Annotated in this window: 17 protein-coding genes; 13 read left to right on the top strand and 4 right to left on the bottom strand. The window is 70.3% G+C overall.

Annotation, left to right across the window (positions count from 1 at the left end; genetic code table 11):
- Nucleotides 1-39: 39 nt before the first annotated feature.
- A complete protein-coding gene (accD, locus tag VF665_RS04740) occupies nt 40-918 on the top strand; it encodes an acetyl-CoA carboxylase, carboxyltransferase subunit beta (RefSeq protein ID WP_331052264.1) in 879 nt (292 codons plus the stop codon).
- Nucleotides 915-2204, top strand: a complete 1290-nt coding sequence (locus VF665_RS04735) for a folylpolyglutamate synthase/dihydrofolate synthase family protein (protein ID WP_331052263.1) — start codon at nt 915-917, stop codon at nt 2202-2204. The genes accD and VF665_RS04735 overlap by 4 nt, the downstream gene beginning before the upstream one ends.
- A gap of 15 nt (nt 2205-2219) precedes the next feature.
- On the opposite strand, the gene VF665_RS04730 is transcribed toward VF665_RS04735, so the two are convergent.
- Nucleotides 2220-2813 carry a hypothetical protein gene (locus VF665_RS04730; protein WP_331052262.1) on the bottom strand — a complete coding sequence of 198 codons (594 nt, stop codon included), beginning with the start codon at nt 2811-2813 and terminating at the stop codon, nt 2220-2222.
- Nucleotides 2814-2958: 145 nt separating this feature from the next.
- The gene (locus VF665_RS04725; RefSeq protein ID WP_331052261.1) at nt 2959-3423 is read right to left on the bottom strand and encodes a hypothetical protein; all 465 of its coding nucleotides are present in this window, start codon (nt 3421-3423) and stop codon (nt 2959-2961) included.
- 758 nt (nt 3424-4181) lie between these two features.
- Between VF665_RS04725 and hisS the strand changes: the two genes are divergently transcribed.
- From hisS to proS, 4 genes are all read left to right on the top strand, one after another.
- A complete protein-coding gene (hisS, locus tag VF665_RS04720) occupies nt 4182-5471 on the top strand; it encodes a histidine--tRNA ligase (protein ID WP_331052260.1) in 1290 nt (429 codons plus the stop codon).
- Between the two features lie 103 nt (nt 5472-5574).
- On the top strand, nt 5575-6132 hold the full coding sequence (locus VF665_RS04715; protein WP_331052259.1) for a Uma2 family endonuclease: 558 nt from the start codon (nt 5575-5577) through the stop codon (nt 6130-6132).
- 35 nt (nt 6133-6167) lie between these two features.
- On the top strand, nt 6168-6716 hold the full coding sequence (locus VF665_RS04710; RefSeq protein ID WP_331052258.1) for a Uma2 family endonuclease: 549 nt from the start codon (nt 6168-6170) through the stop codon (nt 6714-6716).
- A gap of 67 nt (nt 6717-6783) precedes the next feature.
- Nucleotides 6784-8277 (top strand): proline--tRNA ligase, encoded by a 1494-nt coding sequence (gene proS / locus VF665_RS04705; protein WP_331052257.1) that lies wholly within the window; start codon nt 6784-6786, stop codon nt 8275-8277.
- Between the two features lie 64 nt (nt 8278-8341).
- On the opposite strand, the gene VF665_RS04700 is transcribed toward proS, so the two are convergent.
- Complete coding sequence (locus VF665_RS04700) at nt 8342-9196, bottom strand: hypothetical protein (RefSeq protein WP_331052256.1); 855 nt, start codon at nt 9194-9196, stop codon at nt 8342-8344.
- Nucleotides 9197-9354: 158 nt separating this feature from the next.
- Here VF665_RS04700 and lysA point away from each other — a divergent pair, with 158 nt between their 5' ends.
- The 3 genes from lysA (at nt 9355) to VF665_RS04685 (ending at nt 11654) form a co-directional block, all read left to right on the top strand.
- Nucleotides 9355-10635, top strand: a complete 1281-nt coding sequence (gene lysA, locus VF665_RS04695; RefSeq protein ID WP_331052255.1) for a diaminopimelate decarboxylase — start codon at nt 9355-9357, stop codon at nt 10633-10635.
- A gap of 97 nt (nt 10636-10732) precedes the next feature.
- On the top strand, nt 10733-11227 hold the full coding sequence (locus VF665_RS04690) for a protease complex subunit PrcB family protein (protein ID WP_331052254.1): 495 nt from the start codon (nt 10733-10735) through the stop codon (nt 11225-11227).
- Nucleotides 11228-11459: 232 nt separating this feature from the next.
- Complete coding sequence (locus VF665_RS04685; RefSeq protein WP_331052253.1) at nt 11460-11654, top strand: hypothetical protein; 195 nt, start codon at nt 11460-11462, stop codon at nt 11652-11654.
- A gap of 494 nt (nt 11655-12148) precedes the next feature.
- On the opposite strand, the gene VF665_RS04680 is transcribed toward VF665_RS04685, so the two are convergent.
- Nucleotides 12149-13468, bottom strand: coding sequence for a putative glycoside hydrolase (locus VF665_RS04680; protein WP_331052252.1), 1320 nt, complete (start codon nt 13466-13468; stop codon nt 12149-12151).
- Nucleotides 13469-13842: 374 nt separating this feature from the next.
- Between VF665_RS04680 and VF665_RS04675 the strand changes: the two genes are divergently transcribed.
- From VF665_RS04675 to VF665_RS04660, 4 genes are all read left to right on the top strand, one after another.
- Nucleotides 13843-14334 (top strand): GNAT family N-acetyltransferase, encoded by a 492-nt coding sequence (locus VF665_RS04675; RefSeq protein ID WP_331052251.1) that lies wholly within the window; start codon nt 13843-13845, stop codon nt 14332-14334.
- Between the two features lie 31 nt (nt 14335-14365).
- Nucleotides 14366-15910 (top strand): glutamine-hydrolyzing GMP synthase, encoded by a 1545-nt coding sequence (guaA, locus tag VF665_RS04670; RefSeq protein WP_331052250.1) that lies wholly within the window; start codon nt 14366-14368, stop codon nt 15908-15910.
- A 115-nt stretch (nt 15911-16025) separates the two neighbouring features.
- A complete protein-coding gene (locus VF665_RS04665) occupies nt 16026-16508 on the top strand; it encodes a hypothetical protein (protein ID WP_331052249.1) in 483 nt (160 codons plus the stop codon).
- Nucleotides 16509-17069: 561 nt separating this feature from the next.
- Nucleotides 17070-18473 carry a S8/S53 family peptidase gene (locus VF665_RS04660; RefSeq protein ID WP_331052248.1) on the top strand — a complete coding sequence of 468 codons (1404 nt, stop codon included), beginning with the start codon at nt 17070-17072 and terminating at the stop codon, nt 18471-18473.
- Nucleotides 18474-18921 lie beyond the last annotated feature (448 nt).

The following is an 18921-nucleotide window of genomic DNA, read 5'->3' as shown; positions in this document are numbered from 1 at the left end:
GGCCCGCCTCCGTTCTTTTCCTGACACAATCCGGTTTCCATGGCCTGGTTCCGCAAGCCCAAGACGCGCCTGCAGGCGACAGACCGCCGCGACCTGCCCGGCGAGCTCTGGGAAAAGTGCCCCAACTGCTCCGAGATCCTGTACACGCAGAAGCTCAAGGAAAACTGGAACGTCTGCCCCAACTGCGCCTTTCACCTGCGCCTTTCGGCCGACGGCTACGTTGCGCTGCTGACGGATGAGGGGAGCTTTGCCGAGGCCGACCGCGACCTGCGCTCGGCGGACCCGCTGGGCTTCGTGGACCTGAAGCCGTACCGCGACCGCCTGGCCGCCGCGGAGCGCAAGAGCGCGCACGGCGACGCGGCGCTCACGGGCGCGGGCACGCTGGACGGCATTCCGGTGGAGCTGGGGGTGATGGACTTCAGCTTCATCGGCGGATCGATGGGCTCCGTGGTGGGCGAAAAGCTGGCGCGCGCGGGGCTGCGGGCGCTGGAAGGGCGCAAGCCGCTCATCATCGTGTCCGCGTCCGGCGGGGCGCGGATGATGGAGGGGATCTTTTCGCTGATGCAGATGGCCAAGACCTCTGCGGTGCTGGCGCAGATGCAGGAGGCCGGCGTGCCGTACGTGTCGCTGCTGACGGACCCCACCACGGGAGGCGTGACGGCGTCGTACGCCATGCTGGGCGACCTGAACCTGTCGGAGCCCAACGCGCTGATCGGGTTCGCCGGGCCGCGGGTGATCGAGCAGACCATCAAGCAGGAGCTTCCCGAGGGCTTTCAGCGGGCGGAGTTCCTGCTGGAGCACGGGATGCTGGACGACATCGTGGACCGCCGGCAGATGAAGGCGTACCTGTCGCGCACGCTGCGGCACATGCTCGGGCTTCCCGCGTCGGAAACGCTGCGGGCGCCCGAAGCGGCGTGAGGGCGGACGATCCCGCCGCGTGGCTCTTTGCGCGCACCACGGGCGGAATCCGGTGGGGGCTGGAACGGACGGAGGCGCTTCTCGCCGGTGCGGACCATCCGCACCGGCGTTTCGCATCCCTGCACGTGGCAGGGACCAACGGCAAGGGCTCCGTGTCCGCGCTGTGCGAGTCCGTGCTGCGGGCGGCGCGCCCCGGGCGGGTGACGGGGCTGTACACGTCGCCGCACCTGGTGCGCTTTCCCGAGCGCATCCGCGTCGCCGGGCGGCCGGTGGCCGAGGCGCTGCTGGCCGCGTGCGAGGCGGAACTGCGCCCCGCGATCGAGGCGAGCGGCGCGACGTTCTTTGAGGCGACGACGGCGCTCGCCTTTCTGTGCTTCGCCCGCGCGGGGGTGGAGCTGGCCGTGGTGGAGGTGGGGCTGGGCGGGCGGCTGGACAGCACCAACGTGCTGGCCCCGCTGGCCTGCGCGGTGACCAACGTGGCGCTGGACCACACCGAGTACCTGGGCGACACCGTGGAGGCGATCGCGGCGGAAAAGGCGGGGATCTTCAAGCCCGGCGTGCCCGCGGTCACGGGCGAGTCCGCGCCGAGGCCGCTCGCGGTGCTGCGCGCGCGGGCTGAGGCGGCCGGCGCGCCGCTGTCGGTGCTGGACGAGGTGGCGGAGGTGGAGGGCGTGCGGCTGTCGCTGGACGGGACGCGCTTTCGCCTGCGGTCCGCGCGCTGGGGCGAGCGCGAGGTGCACGTTCCGCTCATCGGCGAGCACCAGGCGCGCAACGCGGCGCTCGCGGCGGAACTGCTGGCGCTGCTGCCGGCGGACCACGCGCCGTCGTGGGAGGACGTGGAACGGGGATTCGCGGCGGTCCGCTGGGCGGGGCGGATGCAGGTGGAGCGCATCCGCGGCGGGACGTGGATCTTTGACGTGGCGCACAACCCCGCCGGGGTGCAGGCGCTGTGCGCGGCGCTGGACGGCATGACGCTCGATCCGCCGGTCGTGCTGCTGGCCTCGGTGCTGGCGGACAAGAATTGGGCGGAGATGCTGCCGCCGCTGCTCGCACGGGCACACGCCGCGATCCTCACCGTTCCGTCTTCCGCGCCGGAAGACCGCAGGTGGAGCGTGGATGGCGTCGCCGCGAGTCTGACGACGGACATCCCCGTCCGCGTGATCCCCGACCTGCCTGCCGCCGTGATGCGCGCGGAGACGATGGCGCCCTATGGCACCGTGCTCGTCACCGGCTCCGTGCACACCGTGGGCGATGCGCTGGAAGCACTGGGAATCGCTCCCGGCTGAATCTGTGGCCGGGGCTCAGGGGTTCTGGCGCCAGTAATCCAGGATGTTGTAGTACCAGCCCAGGGTCTGGCTTCCCTGCCACTGCTGGATGTCGGGCCACTGCGCCGCGAGGTTCCATTCGTGAATGGAGTCCAGCTCGTCGTCCGCGGGGCAGCCGGGGAACGCCGCTCGCAGCTGCACGTACTGTCCGGCGCCATAGGTGCCGTCGCGGACGGCGTTGGACGCCTGAGTGCACGCGTCCAGATTGGCTTCCACCTGGCTGCTGATGGTCTGGAAGTCGTCTTGGGACACCTGAAAGAACACGCCCCAGTAGTCCCACTGCGGGCTCTGGACGCCGTTGTACGCCGCGGGATGCAGCTGAAACTGGAACCCGGCGAGGTCCACGTTCGTTTCTTCCAGGAACTCCTGCCGGGCGCCGTCCGCCGGCGCGCCCGCCAGCCCTCCGCCGGGCAGGGCGTAGCTGCCTCCACCATTGAGTTGCTGTCCCGCGGGGACGATGGCGCCCCCCGGCCCGTTCGGGTTGTGGAAGAAATACCCGCGGTCGTTCTTGATCGCCAGCAGAAAGTTCTGGTGCCCGTCGTGCACCACGGCATAAACTTGCGTCGGCATATGATTCCTTCCCATGCGTGAAGACTGACCGGCGAACCGGAGCGGCCGCCTTCGCGTAGGTTGGGGCGACGGAGCTGCCGTTGTCAATGCGTGGCGCAAACCGATCGTCGTTGGCGGGGGGGCTGCGATGCGAAAGAAATGTGGGTCAGCGGCGGAGATCGGGCGGGAGGGCGGGGAGGAGGCCGGCGTGGAGCACGCCCCAGAGGCCGATGAGGATGGCTTCGGCGGCGTCGTGGCGCAGCGAGGTGGGGCGGGGCGCGCCGGACCAGTCGATCACCCTTCGGGCCAGCGGGTCGGCGTTGTGCTTGGCCGCCGCGCCCGTCCGCTGTTCGCGGTCCCACAGCAGTTCCCGCCGCCACACGTCCGCGCCAATGCGGCGCACCTCCAGCCCGCGGCGGTTCCCCTCTTTCTCCCAGATCTCGGCGAGGTTTCCGCCGCCCTCCATCACCAGCCAGCGCAGGTCCGGCAGCGTGTGCAGCAGCCCGTGCACGGCGCGCCGCAGCCGCGCCGCCGAGCCGAAGTTCTGCGACCGGTACCAGATCAGGCGCCCGTCCGCGCCGTACAACGCCAGCCCCGTACGGAGCCCCAGGTCTACCGCGAGCAGCGACATGCGGCGTCCGCCGGGCAAGAGCGTTGCCGCGCGTCAGGCAAACGGCGGTGCACTTTCCGCCCCCGGCGGACATCCGCAGGAGAGCGCGAACCGTTGATCGCGACCGGCCGGGCTGGCTGCGCGGGCTCGCGCGCGAAGACGATGCCCGAGGACGTTCAGCGCCACCATCGTGATGGGTTTCTAAGTCGTCACCGTGAAGGGTTTTGTCATCCTGAGGAGGCGCCGAAGGCACTTTCGGACACACCGAAATCTGGCGCCGACGAAGGATCTGCTATGCCTGTGAGAACGGGCGTGCGTGTCGCGACGTTGGCTCGGCGGCAAGTAGATCCTTCGACTCCGCGCCACGGGTCGGTGTGGCGGAAGCCGGTGCCGCGCTCCGCTCAGGATGACAGAATGTGTGTAGCCAACTTGCTGTCGCGCAGGAACTTGTCATCCTGAGGAGGCGCCGGAGGCACTTTCGGACACACCGAAGTCTGGCGCCGACGAAGGATCTGCCATGCCTGTGAGAACGGGCGTGCGTGTCGTGACGGTGGCACCGAGGCGAGGACGAGAAGCCCCAGCAGCGCTCCGCTCCGGATGGAGCCAATCAACTCGGCCTGGTTTCGGGCACGGCGACGGACAGCGCAGCGGGTCCGTGTCGCGCGTGTGTCCCGCCTCCGCGCCCGTGTGCCCGCCCGGCTTTTCTGCCGGCGTACCAGCCGTGGCGGGAACGGCAAGCGGTTGCTGAGCGGGGGCGAAACCGGCTAGATTCCCGGCCTATGTCGAACGCAAACTTTCAGGCGCTGCCCGGCTTCCGGGACTTCTATCCCGACGACCTCGCCATCCGCTCGCACATCATCGCGGCGTGGCGCGAGGTGGCGCGCCGCTACGGATTCCAGGAATACGACGGGCCTCCGCTGGAGCCGCTGGAGCTCTACACCGAAAAGTCGGGGCCGGAGATCGTTCAGCAGCTCTACAACTTCAAGGACAAGGGCGACCGCGACGTCGCCATGCGCCCGGAAATGACGCCCACGCTGGCCCGCATGGCCGGCGCGCGCGCCAACGGCATGCGCAAGCCCATCAAGTGGTTCGCCGTGCCGCAGCTGTTCCGGTACGAGCGTGCCCAGCGCGGCCGCCTGCGCGAGCACTTTCAGCTCAACCTCGACATCCTGGGCGAGGCGGACGTCGCGGCGGACGCCGAGCTGCTCGCCGCGGCCATCGACATGCTGCGCGCCTTTGGGCTCACGCACCAAGACTTCGTGGCGCGCGTGTCGGACCGCGGGCTGCTGCGCGCGCTGCTGCTGCACGCGGGCACGCCCGAGGACCAGCTGGTGCTGGTGTACAACATCGTCGACAAGCTGGAGCGGGAGACGCGCGAGGCCGTCGCCGCGCGCCTGCGCGCCGAGGCCGGCCTGGCGGCGGACGCGGCGGAGCGCGTGCTCGACATCTTTCGCCACACGGACTTCGAGGCCGTGCGCCAGGCGTACGGGGACACGGAGGGCGTGGCGCCGGAGATCGCCCGCGTGGGGGAGCTGTTCGCCGCGCTGGGGCACATGGGGCTGGGCGAGTACGTGCGCTTCGACCTTTCCATCGTCCGCGGGCTGGCGTACTACACGGGGACGGTGTTCGAGCTGTTCGACACGCGCGGCGAGCTGCGCGCCATCTGCGGCGGCGGGCGCTACGACAACCTGCTCAAGCAGATCGCCGGGGTCGACATGCCCGCGCTGGGCTTCGGCATGGGCGACGTGGTGCTCAAGGAGCTGCTGACGGACCGAGGCCTGCTGCCCTCCACGAAGCACGTGGTGGACTACTACCTGGTCGCCGGCACGCCCGCCGAGCGCCCGGCCCTGCTGGGGCTGGCGCACGCGCTGCGCGACCTAGGGCACGTGGTGGAGTACACGCTCCCCGAGGCGGGGCGCAACAGGCAGTTCAAGACCGCCTCCGCGCTGGGCGCGCGCCACACCGTCGTCATCGGGCCGGAAGAGGCCGCGGAGGGCGTGGCTCTCGTCCGCGAGACGGGGAGCGGGCAGGAGCGGCGCGTTCCCCTGGCCGAGGTCGGCCGGCCGTGACGCTCGCGCCGGCGTTGTGACCTCCGCGCCGGCGCGGGCACGCCTGGTGCGCCCGAGGAGTAGAACCGGAAGTCTTTGCTGTTTCGCAGTCCCGAGGTGATCCATGGCCACACAGCTTGAGTGGATGACTGCAGACGAGTTCATGGCGATGCCGAATGACGGCACCCGCCGCGAGCTCGTGTACGGTGAGCTTCGCGAGATGACGCCTCCAGGGCTTGAGCACAGCGACATCGTGGGGAACATCCTGGATGAACTCCGCCCGTACGTCCGTGCGCGAAAGCTGGGCAAGGCAGTCCCGGAAACCAGCTACAGGCTGCACTCGGATCCTGACACGGTCCGGCTTCCCGATGCCTCCTTCATCCGCAGTGAGCGCGTCCGGCAGATCGGGCGTACCCGGGGCTTCTGGCCCGGGCCGCCCGACCTCGCGGTGGAGGTAGTCTCGCCCACGGACCGCGCGCGCGACGTGCTGGACAAGGTCGGGGAGTATCTGGACGCGGGCACACGGATGGTTGTGGTCGTAGATCCGGCGCGCCTGACCGTTGCCGTCCACCGCTCGCGCACGGAGGTTACGGTGCTGACGGAAAACGACGTGCTGGAAGGCGGGGACGTGGTGCCCGGGTGGCGGCTGCCGGTGCGCGACATCTTCGCTGATCGTGATTAACTGAGCCGAACCCGTCCGCAGTTCCGAGGTGACGTATGGCCACACAACTTCGCTTCATCACGGCGGATGAGCTCCTTGCGATGCCGAATGACGGCATTCGCCGGGAACTCGTAAACGGGGAGATCCGGGAGATGAGCCCTGCGGGGGAACGGCACGGGGACGCGGCTCAGAACATCAACCGGTCGCTCGACGCGCATGTCCACCTCCGCCAGCTTGGACGAGTGCGTTTCGAGGTGGGTCACGTGCTGGAGAGCGACCCCGACACGGTGCGTGCGCCCGATGTGGCTTTCGTGCGGGCTGACCGGCTTTCCGCTCCCGGCGCGTCGCCCGGGTTCTTCCGTGGCGCGCCTGACCTGGCGGTGGAGGTCGTTTCGCCGTACGACCGGTACGGCGAGGTGAGGACCAAGGTGCGCGAGTACATCGCGGCGGGTACCCGCATGGTGCTCGTGGTGGATCCGGAAAACCGCACCGTCACCGTGCATCGATCCGGCCTAGACGTCGTGGAACTGGCGGAAGCGGACGTCATAGACGGGGATGACGTGGTGCCCGGGTGGCGGCTTCCGGTGCGCGACATCTTCGCCTGATCATCATCCCGCAAACCCACCCGGTCCGCTGTCCCACGGGGCGGCGGACCACGCACATACAGGGGCAATGGCCAACGAAAAGGCACTGACCGCGCAGACGGACGACTTCAGCGCGTGGTACAACGAAGTGGTGCTCAAGGCCGAACTGGCGGACTACTCGCCCGTGCGCGGATGCATGGTCATCCGTCCGTACGGCTACCGCCTGTGGGAACTCATGCGCGACCGGCTGGACCTGCGCTTCAAGGAGACCGGCCACCAGAACGCGTACTTTCCGCTGTTCATCCCCCAGAGCTTTCTGGAGCGCGAGGCCAAGCACGTGGAGGGCTTCGCCAAGGAAGCCGCCATCGTCACCCACACGCGCCTCAAGGCCACGGACGACGGCAAGCTGATCCCCGACCCGGACAGCAAGCTGGAAGAGCCGCTGATCGTTCGCCCCACGTCGGAAACGATCATCTACGAGATGTTCAGCAAGTGGGTGCAGAGCTACCGCGACCTGCCCCTGCTGTACAACCAGTGGGCCAACGTCGTCCGCTGGGAAATGCGCACCCGCCTGTTCCTGCGCACGGCCGAGTTCCTGTGGCAGGAGGGGCACACCGCGCACGCGACGCACGACGAGGCCGAGGCGGAGTCGCTGCAGATGCTGGGCGTGTACCGCGAGTTCATGGAAGAGTACCTGGCCATGCCGGTGGTGGTGGGTGAAAAGAGCGAGAGCGAGCGCTTTGCCGGCGCGCTGCGCACGTACACGTGCGAGGCCATGATGGGCGACAACAAGGCGCTCCAGAACGGCACCTCGCACAACCTGGGGCAGAACTTCGCCAAGCAGTTCGAGCTGAAGTTCGCCAGCGAGACGGGGGCCGAGGAGTACGCCTGGAACACGTCGTGGGGCGTCAGCACGCGCATGATCGGCGGGCTCATCATGACGCACGGCGATGACGCGGGGCTGGTGATGCCGCCGCGCGTGGCGCCCATCCAGGTCGTCATCGTCCCCATCTACCGCAAGGACGAGGAGCGCGACCTGGTGCTGGGCAAGGCGCGCGAGATCGTGGCGGCGCTCCCCGGCGTGCGAACGCACGTTGACGACCGCGAAAAGCTCACGCCCGGCGCCAAGTTCTTTGAGTGGGAGATGAAGGGCGTTCCCTTCCGCCTGGAAGTGGGCCCCAAGGACATCGCCAAGGGGCAGGTGGTGCTGGCCCGGCGCATTCCGGAAGGCGAGCAGCGCAAGGAGTTCCTTCCCGAAGCCGAGGTGCTGGCGTCGCTGCCGCAGCGGCTGGAGGACTACCAGTCGTTCCTGCTGGAGCGGGCCCGCGCGCGCCGCGAGGCCAACTCGTACCGCGACGTGACCTCGTACGACCGGTTCCGCGAGATCATGGAGGGCACGGGCGGCTTTGTCTACGCCGGCTGGTGCGGAGCGGGCGCGTGCGAGGACAAGGTGAAGGAAGAGACCAGGGCCACCATCCGCTGCCTCCCCTTCCAGGAGTTCCGCTCGCCGTCGGCTCCGTCCGCGTGCCTGGTGTGCGGCCAGCCCTCCGCGCACGAAGCGATCTGGGCCAAGGCGTACTGAGGGCGTTGCAGGACGGGAGTACGGACGCCGCGTCCGTACTTCCGTCCGTCACACGGTCAGGAGCTCAGTAGCGCAGCGTCCACTGCGTCACGGAGCGGGGCGGGCCGCGGGTGGGGTCCTCCTGCTTGGGTCCGATGGAGACGGCGTCGATCCCCAGCGCCTGCCGCAGCGAGACGGAGGTGCCAGCGGGGAGCCCGCCGGGGCCCGGCTGGCCTGAGGGGCGCGCCACGGCCGCGCTCGGGCGTCCTCCGGGCGTCGCGGAGCGGCCGGCCGGCGCCGACGATACCGCCGCTCCGGGCGGCAGCCCGCCGGGAGTGGCGGGGCGGCCTTCCGGCGCCTGGGCTGCGCGGGTCAGCAGCCACTCCAGCGCGCCGCGCTCCGGCGCGGGCAGCTGCGCCGAAAGGTCGGTGAGCCGGCGGCCCAGCATCTCCGGAGCGGGCCGGACGGGATCTTCCTGCTTGGGGCCGATGGACACGGCGTCCGTGGGCCGGCGCACGTCCCCGGGAGAGCCGGGTCGCACCCCGGCCGGCGACCGTCCGCCCGGCGTGGAGGCGGTACGGCCGCCCTGGATGATGATGCCGGAGCCGTTCGCCCGGCCGCCCTGGATGATGATGCCCACGCGGTTGGGCCGGTCGTCCACGCCCTGGCCGTCGCATCCGCCGCCGGGGCCGATCTGCAGGATGGGGAGGACGCGGACTTCCGCGCCCCCGGCGGGCGCGGAGGCGGCGCGCAGCAGCACGCCGTTCCAGAGCGCGCGTTCTTCCGCTGGCAGGCCGCCGGCGAACCGGTCCAGCCGGGCCTGCAGCGAGGCGAGGGTGGAGGCGTCCAGGGTCAGCGGTGTGGTCTGCGCCGCGGCGGGCGGCGCGGCGGCCATCAGCCCCGCAAAGACGGCGTGGGCGAGGGCGGGTCGAAGACGCATGGCGGGTCCTCCGGTGCGGGGAGTCGGCCCGGGCGCGGCGATCCGCGCTCCGGGGTGCCCCACACTGTGCATCGGTTGCAGACGCGCGTCAATGCGCTTGATGAAGCAGGGCCCGCGCGGCGTGCGCGGGGCCATCCTCGTACGGGAGAGGTGACGGGGTGCCGGAAGAAACCATGATCCCGCCGCTGGCCGCGCAGTCGTTTCCGCGCGCGAACGGCGTTCTGCATTGCGAAGACGTGCCGCTGGCCGACCTGGTGAACCGGTGGGGCACGCCGCTGTACGTGTACAGCGCGGGCGCCATCCGCGAGCGGTTCCAGGAGCTGGACGGCGCGCTGGCGCCGGTGCCGCATCTGATCGCGTACTCGGTCAAGGCAAACGGCAACCTGGGCGTGCTGCGCACCCTGGCCGCCATGGGCGCGGGCGCCGACATCGTGAGCGGGGGCGAGCTGCACCGTGCGCTGCTGGCCGGCATTCCCGCGGACCGCATCATGTTCAGCGGGGTGGGCAAGACGGTGCACGAACTGGCCGCCGGCCTCAACGCGGGCATCAAGGCCTTCAACGTGGAAAGCGAGGGCGAGCTGTGCGCCCTGAGCGACCTGGCGTGCGCCATGGGGACGCGCGCGCCGGTGGCCCTGCGCGTGAATCCGGACATCGACACGCCCACGCCCCACGCCTACACCCGCACCGGCCACGCTGCCACCAAGTTCGGCATCGCGGCGGTGCGGGCGCGCTCGCTGTACAACATCGCCGCCAAGATGCCGGGGATCCGCGTGCGCGGCATTGACGTGCACATCGGCTCGCAGATCCTGGAGGTGGGCCCGTTCCGGCAGGCGCTGGAGTACGTGCTGGACCTAGCCTACCACCTGCGCCAGTCGGAGGTGGACCTGGAGTTCCTGGACCTGGGCGGCGGCCTGGGGATCAGCTACGAGGGCGGCGAGCGCATTTCCGCGACGGACTGGGCTGCGGAGATCGTTCCGCTGGTGGCGGAAACGGGGCTGCAGCTGGTGGTGGAGCCCGGCCGCTTTCTGGTGGGCGAGGCCGGGGCGCTGCTGACCCGCGTGCTGTACGTCAAGGAGGGCGGGGGCAAGCGCTTCGTGATCACCGACGCGGGAATGAACGACCTGCTGCGCCCCAGCCACTATTCCGGCTGGCACGCGGTGGAGCCGGTGGCCGCCGCGGGGCGCGAGCGCGGGCAGGTGGACGTGGTGGGCCCCATCTGCGAAACGGGCGACTTTCTGGCGCTGGACCGCGAGATGGAGATCCCCAGGCCCGGCGAGCTGCTTTCCATCATGACGGTGGGCGCGTACGGGTTTTCCATGAGCAGCCAGTACAACCAGCGCACCCGGCCGGCGGAGGTGCTGGTGGATGGTGCCCAGGCAACGCTGGTGCGCCGCCGCGAAACGCTGGACGACCTGGTGGCCGCGGAAATCGGGCTCTGATCCACGATCCACCCGCGCCGCGCTGTCACAGCCGGCGCGGGTGGATCGTATTCCGCATCGAACACCATCGCATTCCGTCCCAACCCTGCCTGTTCCGATGAACACACTACGCACTCTTGCCGTGGGGGCCGTCGTGCTGGCGGCCGCGTGCACCTCGTCTCCCAGCGCGGTTCCGTCCCGCACCGAGATCCCCGCCGGCACGCCGGTCGCGCTTGCCGAACTGGGCGGGTATTCGCGCTTCCAATCGGGTATCGGAGAGACGTCGCGCATGGTCGTGGCGGGCGACAGCGCGTGGAACTCCGTCACGGGCCGCATCTACGGCCAGGGCGCGGCCCGGCCCTCCATCGACTTCACGACGGAGACGGTGATCGTGGCGGCGATGGGATCGAGGCCCACCGGCGGGTACGGGATCACGGTGGAGCGGGCGGTGCGAACGGAGGGCGAGATCGTGGTGGAGGTGGTGGAGACGTCGCCGGGCCGGGGCTGCATGACCACGCAGGCGCTCACCGCGCCCGTGCACGCCGTGCGGATCGCGCGGCAGACGCTTCCCATCCGCTTCGTGGAGCGGAAGACGGTTCGCGAGTGCAACTGACCGGCGGTTCCGGTCGTCGTTCATCCGAAACGCCCTCCGGCCCGCGGCCTGGAGGGCGTTGCTGATTCGGCGCCCGTCGTGCCCCGGATTTTCCGGCGCTTCGCGCGGTGCGCCACCGCATCCCTTGCACGCCGGGTTGCGCATCTCGCTCGAACGCTGCGGGAGAGGCTGGAGCACGCCACGCCGGACCGCGGCGCGGCGGATGCTTCGGTCCGGGATTCGTCAGTCGCGTATGGATCCGGCGCCGGGGAACGCGCGGCGCACGCTCCTTCAATGGCGCCCCAGCGCCGAGGTGTGGCGGCAGGACACCGGTGGCGCGGTCCGTGTCAGCGCGGCCAACGCGGCCAACGCGGCCAACGCGGCCGCCGCGGGCGGCGCGGGCGGCGCGGGCGGCGCGGGCGGCGCGAGCGGCGCGAGATGGCACTAGGCGCACCGCGATTCCTCACCTCAGGTGCACCGGGGCCCCTCACCCGACTCGGACTTCGAGTGTCATTCTGAGCGAGGCGCCGCGCCGCACCGTCCGTCACACCAAACTCTGGCGCCGACCGAAGAATCCCGCGCCACCGCCTCCCATGCACGCCAGGTTGCGCGCCGCGCTCGGGGGCTGGGGTGCGGCGGGAGAGGCTGGTGCACGCCACGCCGGACCGCGACGCGGCGGATGCTGCGCTCCGGGATTCTTCAGTCGCGTATGGATCCGGCACCGGGGAAAGCGCGGCGCACGCTCCTTCAGAATGACGGCCCGGCGCCGAGGTGGGCGGCAGGACTGGCGCGGGGGAGGCCGCCCTGGCAGGGGGGCAGCGCGAGCAGCGCGGGCGCCGGTCGCGCCATCCGAACGACGGCGGACGCATGGAGGGCGCAACGAAGAACGCCACCCGGACCGCGGCCCGGGTGGCGTTCTAACCATCAACCGTACCTGCGCGGTCAGCGCGACGGGGTGCGCTTGGCGGCCACGGCGGCGCGGACGGCGGCGGCGCCTTCACGGTCCATGCGGTCCACGTGCGCGCGCAGCGACGCGGGAATGTCGGCGCGCTTGCCCTCCGGCGCGGTCTCGCGCGCAAAGGCGCCCGCGATCTGCGCGTAGTTGCTGGACGGGTGCCAGAAGATCCAGTCCTGCACCCCGAGGTCGTACAGCGCCTGGATCTGCGCCCGCGCCTGCTCCGCGCGGTACGGATAGCCCCGGTCGTTCCACGTGGCCGTGAACGCCTGCAGCCAGGGAACGATGCGCGCCGGCTCCACCCCGGCCGCGGTCAGCCGCTCGTTGCGCACCACCCCCATCCCCACCGCCTGCCTGATCGTCTCATACGGCATGCGGTTGGGCCGCCGGATGCCGGGCAGGTGCGTGGGATAGTAATGCGACGGGTACACCATGGGGAGCACGCCGTCCACCTCGGAGGCGATCTTTTCCCACTGCTGCCCGATGCCCACGTCGCGCGACTCGTTCATCGACAGCCCGAACACGTCCGCCGTCACCGTGGCGCCCAGGGGATGGATGCGGGCCCGCGCCGCCGCCAGAAAGCCGCCGATGGCGTCCGCGCGCGTGCCGCCGGAATCGGCGGACGGGTGCACCTGCCTGGGCAGGTTGGAGAACGCCTCGGGGAAGCGCACGTAGTCAAACTGGATCTCGCGGAACCCCGCGCGCACCGCCTCTTCGGCGATGGCGATGTTCATCTCCCACACGTCGCGGTTCCACGGGCTCACCCAGGTGAGGCCCTGCCTGTCGCGCCAGGGGCGTCCGTCCGGGGCGTGGATGGACCAGGCGGGGCGTGCGCGCGACAGCCGCGGGTCCTTGAACACCACGATGCGCGCGATGGGATACACGCCGTGCGCGTTCATGGTGTCCACGACGGCCTTGAGGTCGTGGATGGGGATGCTGCGCGGGTGCGTGGCCTCCATGGCCATGGGAATGGCGCTGTGATAGCGCACGCCGTCCTCGTCCTTGACGTCGACCACGAAGGCGTTGATCTCCGTGGTGTCGGCCAGCGCCAGCATGGCCCGGGCGCGCACCGGGTTGCCCATGACGTACGCGTTGACGTAGATGCCGCGGATGATGGCCGGCGCGCCGTCGCGCGGGCGGGGCGGCGCCTGGGCCGGCTGCGGAACGGTCATGGCCGGCTGCGCTTCCGCGGCCAGCCGGTTCACGGGACTGAACTCCCGCCGGGCTTCGCGTTCCAGGTCTTGGCAGCCCGCAAAGGCGAGCGGCAGGAAGGCGAGCGCGAGAGCGCGGCGGCCTACGCACAGCATGATGGTACCGGAGAGCAGAACTGCGAACGGCAGCGCGCGGAGCGCACGCGGCATCAAGGGAGGAGAATCGGGACCAACGTCCGGCCGTGAACCCGCGCCGACGCGTGAGTTCGGGCACAAACATATGATGCTGACCCGCCGCGGTGAAGGCACCGCAGAAACGATGCCGCAGAATGTACAATCCGCACACTCCGCACAAATTCTATTGCGCGCGGCTTGACGCACCCGGAAGCAGTTATTGCGAAGCCGCTCCCATGTGCCACGGGCCGCGCTCGCGGACCCCGCGCTCCGGCGCCCGCGGCGCACTTCCCGCGCGCGGGAAGTGCGCGTACATTGCCGCGCTTCACGCGCGTGCGCAGCCGCATGGGGCAGGGATGGACGGAATCCGACGACTGGGCCCGGACGACGCGGCGGCGTTCCACGCGCTGCGGCTGGAGGGCTTTCGCCGCTTTCCCCGGCAGTTCCGCTACGCGCCGGAGGACGAGGACGGGTTGCCGCTCGCGCAGGTGGAGCGCCGGCTCGCGGAGCAGTTCGTGGCGGGCGCGTTCGTGAGCGGCGCGCTGGCCGGCATCGCGGGCCTTTCGCGCTTCGCCGGCGCCAGGCTGCGCCACAAGGGGCTGCTGTGGGGGATGTACGTGCGCCCGGAGGCGCAGGGCACCGGGCTGGGCGGCGCGCTGGTGAACGCGGTCCTGGACCACGCGCGGGGGCAGGTGCAGACGGTGCAGCTCACGGTGATGGACCACAACCCGCCGGCGCGGCGGCTGTACGAGCGGCACGGCTTCGTGGAGTACGGGCGCGAGCCCGATGCCGTGCGGGTGGATGGTGAGCCGCTGGACGAAATCCTCATGATCAAGCGCCTGGCCTGATGCCGGGCGCGTGCCTTTTCAGGGAGAAAACGTGGATCCCAACCGCATCCTGATCATCGACTACGGGTCGCAGTTCACGCAGCTCATCGCGCGGCGCATCCGCGAGGAGCGGGTGTACTGCGAAATCCATCCGCCCACGCGGTCGCTGGAGTGGATTCGCGAGTGGGCGCCCAGGGGGATCGTGCTGTCCGGCGGCCCGTCGTCCGTCTACGGCGAAGACGTGCCCACCGCCGACCCGCAGCTGCTGCACATGGGCATTCCCATCCTGGGCGTGTGCTACGGCATGCAGCTCATCACGCACCTGGAGGGCGGCGTGGTGGAGCGCGGGCGGCGCGAGTACGGCCGGGCCCACGTTACGGTGGAGGAGGGGACGGGGATCTTTGACGGATTCCCCGCCGGCGAGCGCACGCAGGTGTGGATGAGCCACGGCGACCATGTCGTCCAGCCGCCGCCGGGGTACCGCCTGCTGGCCAGCACCGAAGGGCTCCCCTGGGCCGCCTTCGCGGCCGAGGACCGGCCCATCTACGGCGTGCAGTTTCACCTGGAGGTGGCCCACACCACCCGCGGCGCCGACATGATCGGCAACTTCGTGTTCCGCGTGTGCGGGTGCGAGCCCACGTGGACGGCGGGGAGCTACATCGACAACGAGATCGCGAAGATCCGGTCCACCGTGGGGGATGCGCAGGTGATCTGCGGGCTCAGCGGCGGCGTGGACTCGTCGGTGGCCGCCTCGCTGGTGCACCGCGCCATCGGCGACCAGCTGACCTGCATTTTCGTGGACACGGGGCTGCTGCGCGCGGGCGAGCGCGAGAGCGTGGAGCGCACCTTTCGCGCGCACATGGGGATCCGGCTGGAGGTGGTAGACGCCTCCGAGCTGTTCCTGGAGCGGCTGGCGGGGGTGGAGGATCCCGAGGCCAAGCGCAAGATCATCGGCCACACCTTCATCGACGTGTTCGAGGACGCGTCGGCGCGGCTGGGCGGCGACGCGCAGTTCCTGGTGCAGGGGACGCTGTACCCGGACGTCATCGAGTCGCTGTCGGTCAAGGGGCCGTCCGCCACCATCAAGACGCACCACAACGTGGGCGGGTTGAAGGAGGACATGAAGTTCGCCCTCATCGAGCCGCTGCGGGAGCTGTTCAAGGACGAGGTGCGGCAGGTGGGGCGCGAACTGGGGCTGCCGGAGGAGATGGTGGGCCGCCACCCGGTCCCCGGCCCCGGGCTGGCGATCCGCGTGCTGGGCGCGGTTGACCGGCGCGAGCTGGAGGTGCTGCGCCAGGCGGACACCATCTACCTGGAGGAGATCCGCGCCGCCGGGCTGTACGACGACATCTGGCAGGCGTTCGCGGTCCTTCTCCCCGTCCGCAGCGTGGGGGTGATGGGCGACGAGCGGACGTACGAAAACGTCTGCGCGCTGCGGGCCGTCACCAGCCGCGATGGAATGACGGCGGACTGGTATCCGTTTCCGCATGACGTCCTGGCGCGCATCAGCACGCGCATCATCAACGAGGTAACGGGGATCAACCGCGTGTGCTACGACATCAGTTCCAAGCCGCCGGCGACCATCGAGTGGGAGTAGTCTTGCGGACCACGGCGGGTGCCCTGCGCGAGGCACCCGCCGCCCCGTCCGGAAGCGATGGGCTGGCGCGTTGATGCGGGCCCGCCGTCCGCAGTCACCCGTCGATACATCTGAAATGACCCGCTCCCGTGCTCTCCCGGCGAAGGCCGCCGCGCTCGCCTTGCTGCTGTCGTTCAGCGGCTGCACGTCGCTGCTGAGCTTTGATGGCGATCCGGAACTCTGCCGCCGCAAGCCGTCCAACGAGTCGCTGGCGGGCGAACTCGTGATCCTGCGGGTGCTGGAGAACCCCGGTCCGTACGAGCGGCTGGTGCTGGACCGCGTGCAGTACCTGGAGCCCGGCCGCGAGCGCTACCTGAACCGCGTGGTGTTCGCCACGACGGAAAAGCTGCGCGACCCCGGCGCCGGAGTCGCGGGGCTGCAGCGCGGCGACACCCTCCGCGTCACCACGACGTACACCATGCTCACCCGCGGCGGCGGGTACGAGGCGTACATCGACAACTGGGCGGCGCGGGAAGGGCAATGCTGGGACGGCGCCTACGTGAGCCAGCACACGCTGGAGAGCCTGGAGCACGTGAGCCCCGACCTTCGCACGCAGTGATGGACGATGGATGGACGTTGGACGCCGGAGCCGCGATCACGCGGTTCCGGCGTTTCTGCGTCGGCGCCGGCTGTGGCAGGTGAGCGACTGAAGTCGCCGCAACAACGGCGGAAAGTCTCCCCAAACAGACGGGGAGACTTCACCTGCACGCGGCGGCTCCCCCGGCGTGTATGGGCGGCGGCGGGCGTGTCGATGATACGCCTGAGCAGGAGAATGATGGAGCGTTGCACGGGCCATCTCTGCCGCCCCATTCTGGTGCGGGAGGGCGCCCTGTTCCGGGGCAGAAATCCGGGAAACGGGCAATCTGCACGAGCCCCGGGCGAGCTCTCCTATCCCGCGCGCATGATCCAGTTTTACCCGGATTTGTGAGGGGGCACGGGGGTTTCTGGCTGGGTTGCCGAATGTGATGCGCTCCGGGGATGAACCGGAAAACAGATGTATTCATGGCTGTCACCGTTCTTGCCAGATGGCGGCCTCTCCATCGGACGGAGATCCCTGGAAGTCGTTTTCTGGCGCAGCCGCGGCCGCGGTGCGCCGTCCATCCCCCACGTGAGGGCCCGCATGCGGAATCGTACCATCCCCCGCTCCATGCTGGCGGCCGGCATCGCCGCGCTCGCCGCCTGCTCCGACCAGCCGCAGCCCACCGCCGCCCCCGGCGCCGCCCAGGCCCGCGGCGCGCAGCAGATTCCCACGCGCGAGCAGGAGCGCCCCGGCACCCTCATTCAGCGCAGCGACGCCGAGCTGTGGAGCTACGTGCAGCAGGGCGGGGGAACGGCGGTGGTGGGCATCAAGGCCCCCGGCGCGGCGCGTGGCACGTACCGCGGGCGCGTGCTGGTGGACCGGTCGGAGTGGACGCAGGGGCGCGCCGCCATTCTGGCGCAGCGCGGCGTGTCGCTGGTGAAGACGGATGACCTGCTGCCCACCGTGGAAGTGCGCCTCGCGGACCAGGCGGCGCTTTCCGCCGTGCGCAAGCTGCCCATGGTGGACTACGTGGAGCCGGTGATGGTGGCGGACGACCTGCACGCCTACGCGGGCGTGGGCGGCTGCGGCTTCGGCAGCGCGTGGACGGGCGACCGGCAGCTGACCTCCACGGGCGACGTGTACTCGCAGAAGTTCACCGCGATGGGCATTCCCAACGCGTGGAACTACAGCAGCGGCGCGGGCGTCACCATCGGCCTGATCGACACGGGGATCTCGTCGGGGCAGGGGCAGTTCACCAGCACCTTTGCCAGCGGCGCGAGCGCGGGCCGCACCCTGCGCTTCATGAAGGTGGCGTCGCAGAGCAGTGTGTACGACGGCTGCGGGCACGGCACGCGCATGGCCGGCATCATCGCCGCGCCGTGGGACGGTGGCAGCGTGGGCGGCATCGCCTATCGCTCCAACCTGATCAGCGTGCGCCAGTCCAGCGGCGTGGCGGCGGTGAGCAGCAGCGACGCCAAGGAGAGCGTGCGCACGGCGGCCAGCAACGGCGCCCGCGTGATCGTGATGGCGTGGGAGAGCCTGAACTGGTGGTGGCAGGTGTCTGACGAGATCGAGTACTGGCACTACAACACGCCCACGCTGTTCCTGGGCGCGGCGGGCACCTCCGGCTGCGGCGACGGCATTCTGGACAGCAACGTCGTGTTCCCCGCCGACATGCCCGAGGTGATGGCGGTGACGGGGATCACCTATCCCGGCGGCGGCGTGCCCTGCGGCATTCACCGCGGCGCGGACGTGGAGGTCACGGCGTACCTGGACGTGCCCAGCACGGGGCAGTACACGGGCGACGTGGTGGAGATGGGCGGCAGCAGCAACGCGACCGCGGTAGTGGGGTCGGTGGCGGCGCTGGTGTGGTCGCGCAACCCGGGGATGACGCGCGACCAAGTGCGCGCCCGCCTGCAGCAGACCGCGGCATACTACCCCAACCGCCACAGCGAGCAGGGCTATGGCCTGATCAACGCCTCGCGCGCGGTGCTGGGGAACTGATTCCGAGGGGTGGATTTCAGCAGCTGAGCTGAGTTGAGCGACTGAAGTCGCCGCAACCACAGCTGAAAGCCTCACGGTACTGCTGTGAGGCTCCTCCGGCTCGGGGAATGGGTTCATTGAGGGCCGTCGTCTCCCCTGAGCGGATGAATCCGCCGCTCAAGAGAGCGGTAAGCCCCAACTCGTGGCCGTTGTCGCGTCCACGATCGGGGCTTCGTCCGACCTGGCGGACAGCCCGGCGCCCCACGCCGAATCACCTGCCGCGCCGAACAGCTCCCCCGATCGCGCGGAGCGGGCGAAGGGGGTTTGGGGGAGGGGCCTCCGTACGCCGCACCGGCACCCGCCGAAGCGCACCATCGTTGCAGTGGACCTGCCCCGATTGCAAGGACACCGGGTTAGTGGGGATCAAGCGGCTTTTGGAAGCGACGCGCGCGTCGCTTCCAAAAGCCGC

It is taken from the genome of Longimicrobium sp. (assembly GCF_036387355.1).
Lineage (GTDB): Bacteria > Gemmatimonadota > Gemmatimonadetes > Longimicrobiales > Longimicrobiaceae > Longimicrobium.
Note: the sequence above shows the minus strand (reverse complement) of the source record. Positions and strands in the feature narration are given on the sequence as shown.

Coding starts and splice junctions, on each gene's coding strand:
- accD (WP_331052264.1), top strand. CDS start 40: ATGGCCTGGTTCCGCAAGCCCAAGACGCGCCTGCAGGCGACAGACCGC.
- VF665_RS04730 (WP_331052262.1), bottom strand. CDS start 2,813: ATGCCGACGCAAGTTTATGCCGTGGTGCACGACGGGCACCAGAACTTT.
- VF665_RS04725 (WP_331052261.1), bottom strand. CDS start 3,423: ATGTCGCTGCTCGCGGTAGACCTGGGGCTCCGTACGGGGCTGGCGTTG.
- hisS (WP_331052260.1), top strand. CDS start 4,182: ATGTCGAACGCAAACTTTCAGGCGCTGCCCGGCTTCCGGGACTTCTAT.
- VF665_RS04715 (WP_331052259.1), top strand. CDS start 5,575: ATGGCCACACAGCTTGAGTGGATGACTGCAGACGAGTTCATGGCGATG.
- VF665_RS04710 (WP_331052258.1), top strand. CDS start 6,168: ATGGCCACACAACTTCGCTTCATCACGGCGGATGAGCTCCTTGCGATG.
- proS (WP_331052257.1), top strand. CDS start 6,784: ATGGCCAACGAAAAGGCACTGACCGCGCAGACGGACGACTTCAGCGCG.
- VF665_RS04700 (WP_331052256.1), bottom strand. CDS start 9,196: ATGCGTCTTCGACCCGCCCTCGCCCACGCCGTCTTTGCGGGGCTGATG.
- VF665_RS04690 (WP_331052254.1), top strand. CDS start 10,733: ATGAACACACTACGCACTCTTGCCGTGGGGGCCGTCGTGCTGGCGGCC.
- VF665_RS04685 (WP_331052253.1), top strand. CDS start 11,460: ATGGATCCGGCGCCGGGGAACGCGCGGCGCACGCTCCTTCAATGGCGC.
- VF665_RS04680 (WP_331052252.1), bottom strand. CDS start 13,468: ATGCTGTGCGTAGGCCGCCGCGCTCTCGCGCTCGCCTTCCTGCCGCTC.
- VF665_RS04675 (WP_331052251.1), top strand. CDS start 13,843: ATGGACGGAATCCGACGACTGGGCCCGGACGACGCGGCGGCGTTCCAC.
- VF665_RS04665 (WP_331052249.1), top strand. CDS start 16,026: ATGACCCGCTCCCGTGCTCTCCCGGCGAAGGCCGCCGCGCTCGCCTTG.
- VF665_RS04660 (WP_331052248.1), top strand. CDS start 17,070: ATGCGGAATCGTACCATCCCCCGCTCCATGCTGGCGGCCGGCATCGCC.